Origin of the sequence: Acinetobacter sp. ANC 4218, assembly GCF_002135245.1 — a bacterium.
Lineage (GTDB): Bacteria > Pseudomonadota > Gammaproteobacteria > Pseudomonadales > Moraxellaceae > Acinetobacter.
Window position 1 is genome coordinate 82476 of record NZ_NEGD01000004.1, and the last position, 11508, is coordinate 93983.

Sequence of the window (11508 nt, forward strand, 5' to 3'; positions counted from 1 at the left end):
AGCATGATCAATTAATGGTACCACCCGAACATTTTAAAAATATACGGTGCATAGGTCACAATCAGCAAGGATGGGAACAGCACCATAATCGGTAGCAACCAGCGTTCATAACGGTAATAGAACTTGGTGTATTTGACCTTTGCTTCCGCATCGGCAGCGCGTACCTCATCATCACCTACCGACATTCGAGTCAGGAGATGATTCAGCGCCACAGGCGGAGAGACATAGCCCAATTCAAAGGCAACCAGTACAATCATCCAGAAATGGATGGGATGAATACCATTTTCATAAGCTACCGGTGCAATGGTGGCAGCCACCAGAATGACCGCACCAAATGGATCTGTCGTCATACCGACAATTGCCAGCAACAGTGCAATAAAGGCCAGTGAAATATAGATATTGCCCAGATGCGTTGGCAATAGTTCAACCACTTCACTACGTTCAATCAGACCGCCTACACTTGCAGACAAGGCCATCAGGATAATCAGCGCACCAATATGTCCAACGGTTTCTGCTGAAGCAAACCACATGGAATGGGCAAAGCCGCGTGATTTTTCTCCCCCATGCGGTGTATGTTCGCGCATAAAGGGCGACTGTTTTTCATGTTCCAGGGTTAATGCTGCATGACGGTCTGGTGGTGTCACAAAACGGTCACCCCACCATTTATCAAACATAATGTAAGCAATCAGGATTATCGGCAGAATCACCGGAGCAGTGAATTCATCCATTTGAGTATCCAGACCCATCGTATACATTAAAATGACAACAACAGTAATCACGATATAAGGAATCACCGGAACAATGGCTTTCAACATGCCTGGAACCGCAATTTTCGGTGAATTGACACGGAAACGCGTTTCAGCCAAATATAATGATACCCCAAGGAAAATAAACGCGGTCAGCCAGAAGACGTAGATACCATGATTAAACAGTTCGTCAGAAGTCACATGACGACTATCCAGCATCGAGATCAAAATCACCAATAGACATGGACGAATCACCACACCTAAGGAACCGGACATGGCGGAAACAGCCAGGGCATATTGACGGCGTGAACCTGAATTCCATACTTCCTTATAAATGATCGCACCTGCTGCCACAACGAAAATGCCGGAAGCACCGGTATAGGCCGTTGGAATCGCAGCGGCAATCAAAATCAGCCAGGTCAAGGTTTCAGGGGCCAAATTCCAGGGACGTAAAATACCGAGGAATAAATCCATCACCCGGGTTTGGGTCAATAGCATACCCGCCCAGATAAACAGTGCCAGGTTTAAGAAAATGCCAGAGAATTCCACCAGAATTCCGAGGTAAATCCCTTGCCCCATTGGATAATCCATGACAAAGGTAAAAACAATCCCGGTCACTAATGCCATGTAGGCATATAAAGGTACACTCAGTAAAGCCAGTCCCAGATTACCCTTAGCTTCCTGTTTAGCCATAGGTGGTTTAAAGAGTTGTAACAGACTGATCAGGGTTAAGCTAATAAACAGGAAAATCCACAACCAGTAAACCGTCAGTGTTTCATACGTGGAAGTCACGCCTGAGTTGATAATGGAATGGTATTGGCTGAGTACCGATGCTGTCAGCAGACCATTACCCAATGCCATAAACAGGGCATAAACACGATAATCCAGCTTGGTGGTTGGAGCACGTAAGCCAATATGATGAAACTTGACTGAAGCGGTGATTGCAGCAACCACAACCATCAACAATAAAATAATGACACGGTTTTCAGTACCAAATTTAAAAACACCAAAGAATGAGGTTTCTATGGTACGGTAAGTTCTTATCGTTGGATGATCATCCATATATTGAATGGCTTTGTCATAGAATTGATACTTTTCCTGGCACTGTTGCTGCCCTGCCAGAACCGAAGCCCGTACATCTGCTTCCGATGTAGTCCCGAAAATATCAGCGAACTCATCATTGGCATTGGCTTTCATTTGTTTTTGTACTTGCGCATCAATATCCGGATGTAAGTCACAGCTTGGCTTGGTGGGTTCTGCACGTAAAAAAGAATATTGCATGCCAATATCTTCATTGCCATACAAACGTTCACCCACACGTAATAGCTGACCATGAATCATCTCACCAGTACCGATGATGAGTGTGAGTAAAAGTAGTAATAGAATGACAAAAGTCGAGATCCACTCTGTCCATATATAACGTAACAGACCTAATCCTGATCTGCTGTTTTCATCATTTTGCATGTGCATTCCTATTTTTTCTTTTAATCATTGCTACAACTTCAGCAATGCCACTTTCCTTTTCTGAATAGAAAACATCCTTTCTCTATTCAATCTATTTATTCTTATCAACAAATTTGCATTAACTCGATATCAATGAAAATGACAATATGTATTTTCTTTTCTGTTTTAAATGTCAATCTTGCCACTATTCAACAAAATATTCCCATAAAACATAAGCCAAAGCGATGACGACTCCTCCAATAACACCTAACAAATGTGCTTCAACCAAGACTGGACTGCCAATCAGTTCCGCTGTACCGACACTGCCTACCGTATTTTCCCAAAGCAATTTTCCCAGAATCAGGCACAACACCAAGGCAGCAAAATTGCGCTCTTTTCTATACAACAGATGCACACAGGCAACGGTGACATACGCCCCGTGCAAGACTCCAGACAGGCCGGCATAAGCTTCTATATCTGGAAAAAAATAATAAAAACACAGACTGATAAATGGCGGAAGTAATAAAAGTAAAGCAACGAAATGCCATATTTTGACGCGTGGAAAGATGAAAGGTAAACAGGCAAAAGCCAGCATATTCAGCAGATAATGAATCCATCCCACATGTACCCAATGGGCAGTCCATAAACGCCAGAATTCTTTAAATAAATCAGCTTGCCAATAAATAAATGAGTCTGCAAAAACTTGAAGGCAGGCCGAAAAAGACATTACAAATGCAATAAAAATAATCTTTTGCATTAGAAACGGGTTTTTCATTGGCATGCCCCCCTGTTTAGAAATAACGGATTAAAAATAAAACATCATTCCAACCCATTTTGTTCTTATATTCTCTTTCATCCATTCAACTTAAGAGGATGCGGCAGTCTCATTTTCAGTAAATAAATCATCCAGTTCTGCAGAACTATCCTGATCATCCCAGAAACGTTGCATACCATCATCACTGGAGCGGATGCCAGTATGTTCAGTCCAGTAACGGTCTGAAATTCCCTGCACCATATTTTGCGCCATACTGTCTACCAGTCTGAACTGTGGATTAACCGGTTTTTCTTCAGAGCGGGCTGTGGCAAATGCTTTCAGTGCATCACGAATCTTGGCATCATCACCACTGGCTTGAGCTGCAACCGCATACAGGGCATGTGACAAGCGTACACCTTTTTGTTCACCCAGTTGCACTGACTGTTTTAAAGTCTGATAAGGGTCGGGCTTACCATCTCCCGCACCCGGCAACAAGGTCCAAATGACTGCACGTGCAGCTTCTGGCGCACCCCAGAATTTGGCGTTATCCAGGCACACCATACCGCGTTCCACCACTGCCGCAATATCTTTCGGTACATTGACGGCACCGCCAGAATTAATGTCATTGGTCATGGCCTGTAAGCCACTGATCATTCCCATTAAATATACCGTTTGATCGAGGTCACTTTTCATTTTTGGGCACCCATCACCTAGGGCCTTGTTATATTTTGTCGCCCAACGCTTTTCTAATAGCTGGTAGCCTGCATACTGACGCTGTGCGGCAATGGCAGCCCAGCGTTTTTGCTGGATACGGGCATCTTGTGCTTCTGAAACTTGCCCCGCTTTAGAGGCGCGTAAATAATGCAATTCTGCTTCCAAGGCCTGATTTTCAGCACAAATTCCTGATGAAGCATATAAAAGAACCGCAATACGGGTTGGGTCTGCCCCCATATCTTTGGTGGACATAATAGCAGGCGTTAAGGCATTGCCTGAATTGCACGCCATATCGGCATCATCCATGGCCAAGATAGGCGGTACAATATGTTTCTCACTAAAACCCAGGGCAATGTTTGCCCCTGATTTAACCACTTGAGAACAACCTGATAATAAAGAACCTGTAACGATGATGGCTGCCATACCCTGGCATATTTTTTGGACTTGCGACATTTTCCTGTCCTCTATAATTGTGTTTATGTCCATAGCACCTAAACATAGCAGATGCAAAATTTGAATAAAAGAGTATTCACTCTAATTTGGTTTGCTACTGTGCCACGAAATGACGTACGGAAAATTGACTGTATTCCATCAAGTTAAAAATTTTGGGCAAAAAAAAGTAGCATTGCGACGGTTCGGCACATGCTACTTATCAAGGGGTCAAAGCCTAACGGCTTTCATGTTGTGCAAATCGATCCTTCAGCACTGTTCCTAGTCGTCCAATAACAATCGCCAAAACAATTGCTATCACCAGAAACATCCAAGTTGGAATCACCATGATGATTTCCTCAGTTGCTGTTGGTGGTTTTAATTTACATTTAGCTGAAATAATTCACTGGAAAAATTGTCTGACAATTGCAACATTTGTGATTTTTCTCATCAAACTGTCTTACAAAGAACAAGAAATATAACTATATAATTGATTATAAATAATTTAATTAAAATAAATTTTATACAACTGTCTAACAATTAGCTTAATTTAGCCAGTTTTTTCAGTGCTTTCCATTGCTTAAAAGGCAATTGATCAACCCAAATCAAGAGTGGCTTCTCCTGAAAATGCTGGAAATACACCACAATATAAAGCTGATGATCAATCAAATGACTAACCGACACACGTTTAACCTGTTGCGATTTTAAATGCGACAGTGACCATTCACGTGCATGCAAATATTCCAAACAGATCGGTTGAGGGACTTTCAAGCCATAGGCATAGGTCATTACACCCAGCACAATACACAGCAACCATAGCCATACGGGCAAGAGTTGCTGCAAAAGTACAATCAACAGAGTAAAAATGCTCAGCTGAAATATGCAGGCCAGACGGCTGCGTTTCAGCTGAAAACAACGGTTAGCCATGGACGTAATGTTTCAACTTGGCAATCAATGCTCTCATTTCTGGACGTGGCGGTTCAGACACTTCCATAAACCAATCTAGCAGATCTGGGTCCTCTTGCGCGACCAACTCAGCAAAAGTTTCTTTCTCTGCTGCATCTGCCTGTAGATAATAATTTTTTACATAAGGGTCAAAATAAACATCAATCTCTTTTAAACCGCGACGAGCACGATAAATGACTTTGCGTTCTTCCAAGCTGATTTCTTCGCTCATAGCTAGCTCCCCAACAGTGTGAAATTTTTTGCTAGTTTACCCTATCCATCCCCTCTATTTCGAGCCATTTGCCCGAATTGACCAAATTCATCATTTTATCTGTACATTTGAGCATTCATCTCATTGTCGCTTATGCGTCAATCTTTTAATTTTTATCAAACAACATATTTCTAGATGGACACAATAATAATGCAATCAGCTGCGATTCGACCTTTAGCCAATATGCTGCCCCGTCATTTGTTTAATGCCGAACATGCAGCTTTCCGTGAAACGGTACGCAAATTTTATGAAAAGGAAGTGGTTCCCAATACTGCCAGATATGAACAGCAACAGCATGTCGACCGGGATTTGTGGAACAAGGCCGGTGCACTGGGCTTACTTTGTGCCACCATGCCGGAACAATACGGAGGTTCGGGTGTAGACCGTCTTTACAGCATGATCCTGATTGAAGAACAGGCTTATGCCATGGATTCATCCACAGGCTTTTCGCTACATTCGGATATTGTGGCCAATTACATCTGCAATTTCGGCAATGAGAAGCAGAAGTCAAATTGGCTACCAAAAATGGCTACAGGTGAAGTCGTTACTGCCATTGCCATGACCGAACCGGGAACAGGATCTGACTTGCAAGCAGTACGTACCTCTGCTGTTTTGGATGGCAGTGATTATGTCATCAATGGTTCCAAAATTTTTATCACCAATGGCTACCTGTGTGACATGGCGATTGTGGTCTGCAAAACGGGCAGCAGTGATAAAGGTTCAGCTAATCTTTCTTTAATTATGGTCGAAGCTGACCGTGCCGGTTTCAGTAAAGGCAAACCTTTAAATAAAATTGGTATGAAAGGACAAGATACCTGCGAGTTGTTCTTTGACAATGTCCGTGTGCCTAAAGAAAACTTACTCGGTATGGAAGGCATGGGTTTTATGATGCTGATGAAAGAACTGGCCTGGGAGCGCATGTTGGTCGCCATCATTTGTCAGGCGGGAGCCGAAGCAGCATTCGCGCATACTGTGCAATACACCAAACAGCGACAAGCTTTCGCCAAGCCGATCAGTGCTTTTCAAAATACCCGCTTTAAACTGGCTGAATTAAGAACCGAAATCGATTTCTGTCGGGCTTATTTAGACCGCTGTATGGAATTACAGCTAGAAGAAAAATTGGGTATTGATGCAGCGGCAGCAGCGAAATACAAAATTTCCGAAATGTTTTCCAAAGTCGTGGATGAATGCCTGCAACTGCATGGCGGTTATGGCTACATGATGGAATATCCAATCGCACGTGCCTATATTGATAACCGTGCCAACCGGATTTATGCCGGCACCAATGAAATTATGAAAGAATTGATTTCACGTTCGCTATAATCAACGTTTATTTCTAGACCGGTTCAATGCTTGGTGCTCTATCTGTAGCAGCTTGCAGCAGAATAAAAGCTGACAACTTGAACCCATAATTCAATAAGTATAAAAGAGGGAGCATTACTGCTCTCTCTTCAAAAAATAATGAAATTCAATTATGAGACTAAACGCGGTGTCGAGCTTTTCTTATCTTGTTGCTCACGCTTATGAAATTTAAGCACACCATCATCAAAACGTGCATGCTTTAATTGTTTACGGTCAGCCAGATAATTATTGGAGACACTCCAAGGTGCATGCTTGCCCTGTTTCGGCATGACATCAGCAGCACGGGCAATATAACCTGAACTCAGACTGCCCATCACGGTATCTTGCATTAACTCGGTCGCGTCACCTTGTGGAATCACTTCATCATAGCCATTTTTATCCATATAGTTGATCAGACGGCAAATATAATCTGCTGCAATATCCACTTTCAGTGTCCAGGAAGCATTGATATAGCCAATAATCATGGCCATATTTGGCACATCACTGACCATGATGCCCTGATACAGCATATGTTGAGAGGTATTCATCAGCTTGCCATCAATCGTGGCCTGAATACCGCCTAAAATCTGAATATTCAATCCGGTTGCAGAAACGACAATATCCGCATCCAAATGTTTACCGGACTTTAACTGAATACCCGTTTCAGTAAATTTTTCAATTTGATCCGTTTCAACTGAAGCACGGCCTTCACGCAGAATCTTAAACAGGTCACCATCCGGTACCACACACAGACGCTGATCCCAAGGCTCATAGTTTGGAGTAAAATGCTTCATGTCAACTTTATCCTTGAGCTGGAATTTCACCGCATTCAGCAAAAGCTTCTTGAGCAGTTTCGGCTGTTTCTGCGCCAGGGCATAAATACCACGTTGCATGCCAATATTACGCGCGCGCGTTAATTTATAGGCCAGATCTTCTGGTAAGATCTTACGCATTTTGTCATAGACCAGATCAATTGACGGCACAGAGGCGATATAGGTTGGGGAGCGTTGCAGCATGGTGACATGCCCTGCACCACCTTTCGCCATGGCTGGCACCAAGGTAATCGCTGTGGCTCCACTACCAATAATTACGACCTTTTTACCAGAATAATCTAGCTGCTCAGGCCAATGTTGCGGATGAATAAACTCGCCTTTAAATGCAGACTGATTTGGAAATTCAGGTTGGAATCCCTGATCGTAATTATAATAACCAGTACAACCTAAAACAAAATTGGCCACCCAGGTTTGCTTTTTTTGAGCAGTATCTTCAATTTCAACCACCCACTTTTTAGTGATCGAATCATAATTCGCCGCAAAAACCCGATGCTGAAAATGGATTTTATTTTTAAGCTGATACTCGTCAATCACTTCAGATAAATAATTTTTGATGGATGGACCATCCGCCAAGACGCTGTCTTTTTGCCACGGCTTAAAATTAAAACCAAAGGTCGACATATCTGAATCGGAGCGGATTCCCGGATATTTGAATAAATCCCAAGTTCCACCAAAACTTTCACGACGTTCAATAATTTCAAACTGGCGTTGTGGGCAATTTTTCGAAAGATGAACAGCCAGACCAATACCCGAAATACCGGCACCGACAATCAACACATCAATATGTTTTTCCATGTTCTTTTTATAACCTGTTTAAGCTTTATTTTATTAAACCATAAAATTGACAATACTCAATGTCAAGTTTGTATGAAAGTCATAAAAAATATGTCAGTTCAGGACAAAAGTTTAAATTATCAGAGAATTAAAAATCATCAGGCATAAAAAAGACCGGTGAAACACCGGTCTTTTTTAGAACAACTGAAGCTCTTCTTGCGAAATTAGTTAACTTCGCGATCTACTAGCTCAACGTAAGCCATCGGTGCAGCATCACCTGCACGGAAGCCCGCTTTAAGAACACGTAGATAACCGCCGTTACGTTCTTTGTAACGAGGGCCAAGAACGGTAAATAATTTACCAACAGTTGCTGCTGAACGAGTACGAGCAAACGCCAAACGACGGTTTGCAACAGTATCGTTTTTAGCTAAAGTGATTAAAGGCTCAGCTACACGACGTAACTCTTTAGCTTTAGGCACAGTTGTTTTAATCAACTCGTGCTCGAACAAAGAGTTAGCCATGTTTTGGAACATCGCTTTACGATGACTGCTTGTACGGCCTAATTTCACACCACTATTACGATGACGCATGGTGATAGTCCTACTTAATTAACGGCTACGATAGGCAAAACGGTCGTCCATACGGAGACTAGCTGGTGGCCAGTTCTCTAAACGCATGCCGAGTTGTAAGCCTTTAGAAGCCAGAACATCTTTGATTTCAGTTAACGATTTTTTACCGAGGTTAGGAGTTTTTAACAACTCCACTTCAGTACGTTGAACCAAATCACCGATGTAGTAAATATTTTCTGCTTTCAAACAGTTAGCAGAACGAACAGTAAGCTCTAGATCATCTACTGGACGAAGCAAGATTGGATCCACTTCTTCGCGAGGCTCTTGAGCAACAGGAGCTTGATCTTTCTGAAGATCAACAAAAATTGCAATTTGTTGTTGCAAGATTGTTGCCGCTTTACGGATTGCTTCTTCAGGATCAACTGTACCGTTTGTTTCAAGATCAATGATCAGTTTATCAAGGTCAGTACGTTGTTCTACACGAGCATTTTCTACTGTATAAGACACACGTTTGATTGGGCTATAAGAAGCATCTAACTGTAAGCGACCCACAGGGCGAGTCTCGCCTTCTGGGAAACGTGAGTCAGAAGTTTCATAACCACGACCTTGAGAAACTTTCAGGCGCATTTTTAAATTGCCTGAAGCACTTAAAGTGCCGATCAAATGCTCAGGGTTTACCACTTCAACATTATGAGGTAAACGAAGATCAGCGGCTGTTACATCGCCTGGACCTTGTTTTTCTAATGTCAAATATGCTTCGTTTTGATCGAACAGCTTAATCGACAATCCTTTTAGGTTCAGCAAGAGCTCGACGATGTCCTGCTGCAAGCCTTCCAAGGTACTGTACTCGTGCTCAACCCCTTCTATTTCAACTTCAACCACAGCAGCGCCAGGTAAAGAAGAAAGAAGGATACGACGTAAAGCATTACCAAGAGTATGACCAAAGCCACGCTCTAATGGTTCCAGAATCACTTTTGCCGAGGTCCCGCTAGCCGCTTCGACCTTGATCGCTTGCGGAGTTAGAAACTCATTTGCAGTACGCGTCATTATTGCTACCTCAAGGATTATTTAGAATACAATTCTACAATCAAGCTTTCGTTGATTTCAGCAGGTAAATCAGAACGATCCGGTGCAGCTTTAAACGTACCTTCTAGTTTTGAATGGTCAACTTCCATCCAAGAAGGAATACCACGTTGAGCAGCCAATTCAATTGCGCCTTTAATACGCAATTGTTGTTTAGCACCTTCGTGAACTGCGATTACATCGCCAGCTTTAACTTGGATAGACGCGATGTTAACACGACGACCATTCAAAGTAATGCTACGGTGAGATACAAGCTGACGAGCTTCTGCACGTGTAGAACCAAAACCCATGCGATAAACTACGTTATCAAGGCGGCTTTCAAGCAGTTTCAACAAGTTTTCACCTGTTGCGCCTTTAACACGAGCAGCTTCTTTATAGTAGTTACTAAATTGACGTTCTAACACACCGTACATACGACGTACTTTTTGTTTTTCACGTAATTGTAGTGAGTACTCAGATTGTTTGCTGCCACGAGCCCCGCCATGTTGGCCAGGTGCTTTAGCATGTTTTTTTGTCTTAACGTCAAATGGTTTAACGCCAGATTTTAATTGCAGGTCTGTCCCTTCGCGGCGAGAGAGTTTGCATTTTGGACCAATATAACGAGCCATGAATGATTCTCCTTACACACGACGTTTTTTAGGTGGACGACAACCGTTGTGCGGGATTGGCGTCACATCGGTAATGCTGTTAATTTTATAACCCACTGCACCTAAAGCACGAACCGCAGACTCACGACCAGGACCAGGACCTTTTACAAGGACATCCAAGTTTTTCAAACCGTAATCCAAAGCTGCTTTACCAGCAACTTCAGCAGCTACCTGAGCAGCAAACGGAGTTGATTTACGTGATCCACGGAAGCCTTGTCCACCTGAAGTGGCCCAAGCCAGTGCATTACCTTGACGATCGGTAATAGTCACAATGGTGTTATTAAAAGAAGCGTGAATGTGTGCAACACCTTCAGAGACGGTACGAGTGACCTTCTTGCGTGTGCGAGTATCTTTAGCCATCTTTTAGCTTCCAGAAATCTTATTTCTTAATAGGTTTGCGCGGACCTTTACGGGTACGTGCGTTAGTTTTGGTGCGTTGTCCACGGACAGGCAAGCTGCGACGATGACGAAGACCGCGGTAGCAGCCTAAATCCATTAAACGTTTAATGTTCATGGAAATTTCGCGACGTAAATCACCTTCGGTCGGAACCTTGGTAATTTCTGCACGAATCGCATCAAGCTGAGCATCATCCAATTCACGGATCTTAGTAGTTGGTGCAATACCAGCAGCAGCTAAGATGTTCTTAGCAGTGTGGCGACCGATACCAAAAATATACGTGAGGGAGATAACAGCATGCTTGTTATCCGGAATGTTTACACCGGCAATACGAGCCATTCACTTTCTCCAAAAAGGCAGTAGAGATAATCAACCGCCCCACAAATATCTTGAGGGGCGGATAATAACCTAATTAGCCTACTGAAATCAACAGGTCTTGATCAGATTAACCTTGACGCTGCTTATGACGAGGTTCAGCGCTACAAATAACGCGGATAACCCCATTACGACGGATAACTTTACAGCTACCACAAATTTTTTTAACAGAAGCTTGTACTTTCAT

The 11508-nt window shown here is 42.9% G+C and carries 14 protein-coding genes; 2 read left to right on the forward strand and 12 right to left on the reverse strand.

Annotated features, from left to right (window positions below):
- Nucleotides 1-11: 11 nt before the first annotated feature.
- The 3 genes from B9T38_RS05045 to B9T38_RS05055 form a co-directional block, all read right to left on the reverse strand.
- Nucleotides 12-2210: a TRAP transporter large permease subunit gene (locus B9T38_RS05045; RefSeq protein ID WP_086195753.1), complete on the reverse strand. Its 2199-nt coding sequence runs from the start codon at nucleotides 2208-2210 to the stop codon at nucleotides 12-14.
- Between the two features lie 184 nt (nucleotides 2211-2394).
- Complete coding sequence (gene rrtA, locus B9T38_RS05050; RefSeq protein WP_086195754.1) at nucleotides 2395-2964, reverse strand: rhombosortase; 570 nt, start codon at nucleotides 2962-2964, stop codon at nucleotides 2395-2397.
- Nucleotides 2965-3054: 90 nt separating this feature from the next.
- Nucleotides 3055-4110, reverse strand: a complete 1056-nt coding sequence (locus B9T38_RS05055) for a hypothetical protein (RefSeq protein WP_086195755.1) — start codon at nucleotides 4108-4110, stop codon at nucleotides 3055-3057.
- A 323-nt stretch (nucleotides 4111-4433) separates the two neighbouring features.
- Between B9T38_RS05055 and B9T38_RS17085 the strand changes: the two genes are divergently transcribed.
- Nucleotides 4434-4568 (forward strand): hypothetical protein, encoded by a 135-nt coding sequence (locus B9T38_RS17085; protein WP_286086727.1) that lies wholly within the window; start codon nucleotides 4434-4436, stop codon nucleotides 4566-4568.
- Nucleotides 4569-4626: 58 nt separating this feature from the next.
- Here the strand turns inward: B9T38_RS17085 and B9T38_RS05060 are convergent, their stop codons facing one another.
- Both B9T38_RS05060 and B9T38_RS05065 read right to left on the reverse strand, forming a co-directional pair.
- Nucleotides 4627-5013 carry a hypothetical protein gene (locus tag B9T38_RS05060; protein WP_086195756.1) on the reverse strand — a complete coding sequence of 129 codons (387 nt, stop codon included), beginning with the start codon at nucleotides 5011-5013 and terminating at the stop codon, nucleotides 4627-4629.
- Nucleotides 5006-5263, reverse strand: a complete 258-nt coding sequence (locus B9T38_RS05065) for an FAD assembly factor SdhE (RefSeq protein WP_086195757.1) — start codon at nucleotides 5261-5263, stop codon at nucleotides 5006-5008. Before B9T38_RS05065 ends, B9T38_RS05060 begins: the two co-directional genes overlap by 8 nt.
- 189 nt (nucleotides 5264-5452) lie before the next feature.
- Here B9T38_RS05065 and B9T38_RS05070 point away from each other — a divergent pair, with 189 nt between their 5' ends.
- Nucleotides 5453-6625 carry an acyl-CoA dehydrogenase family protein gene (locus B9T38_RS05070; protein ID WP_086195758.1) on the forward strand — a complete coding sequence of 391 codons (1173 nt, stop codon included), beginning with the start codon at nucleotides 5453-5455 and terminating at the stop codon, nucleotides 6623-6625.
- A 149-nt stretch (nucleotides 6626-6774) separates the two neighbouring features.
- Here B9T38_RS05070 and B9T38_RS05075 read toward each other — a convergent pair whose 3' ends face one another.
- From B9T38_RS05075 to rpmJ, 7 genes are all read right to left on the reverse strand, one after another.
- Complete coding sequence (locus tag B9T38_RS05075) at nucleotides 6775-8271, reverse strand: flavin-containing monooxygenase (protein WP_086195759.1); 1497 nt, start codon at nucleotides 8269-8271, stop codon at nucleotides 6775-6777.
- A gap of 203 nt (nucleotides 8272-8474) precedes the next feature.
- Nucleotides 8475-8840 (reverse strand): 50S ribosomal protein L17, encoded by a 366-nt coding sequence (rplQ, locus tag B9T38_RS05080; RefSeq protein WP_004281488.1) that lies wholly within the window; start codon nucleotides 8838-8840, stop codon nucleotides 8475-8477.
- Between the two features lie 18 nt (nucleotides 8841-8858).
- Complete coding sequence (locus B9T38_RS05085; protein WP_004869497.1) at nucleotides 8859-9866, reverse strand: DNA-directed RNA polymerase subunit alpha; 1008 nt, start codon at nucleotides 9864-9866, stop codon at nucleotides 8859-8861.
- 17 nt (nucleotides 9867-9883) lie between these two features.
- Nucleotides 9884-10510 (reverse strand): 30S ribosomal protein S4, encoded by a 627-nt coding sequence (rpsD, locus tag B9T38_RS05090; protein WP_086195760.1) that lies wholly within the window; start codon nucleotides 10508-10510, stop codon nucleotides 9884-9886.
- 12 nt (nucleotides 10511-10522) lie between these two features.
- Nucleotides 10523-10909 carry a 30S ribosomal protein S11 gene (gene rpsK / locus B9T38_RS05095; protein ID WP_001040166.1) on the reverse strand — a complete coding sequence of 129 codons (387 nt, stop codon included), beginning with the start codon at nucleotides 10907-10909 and terminating at the stop codon, nucleotides 10523-10525.
- Between the two features lie 19 nt (nucleotides 10910-10928).
- Nucleotides 10929-11285, reverse strand: a complete 357-nt coding sequence (gene rpsM / locus B9T38_RS05100) for a 30S ribosomal protein S13 (RefSeq protein ID WP_086174447.1) — start codon at nucleotides 11283-11285, stop codon at nucleotides 10929-10931.
- Between the two features lie 106 nt (nucleotides 11286-11391).
- Nucleotides 11392-11508 carry a 50S ribosomal protein L36 gene (gene rpmJ / locus B9T38_RS05105; protein ID WP_000867907.1) on the reverse strand — a complete coding sequence of 39 codons (117 nt, stop codon included), beginning with the start codon at nucleotides 11506-11508 and terminating at the stop codon, nucleotides 11392-11394.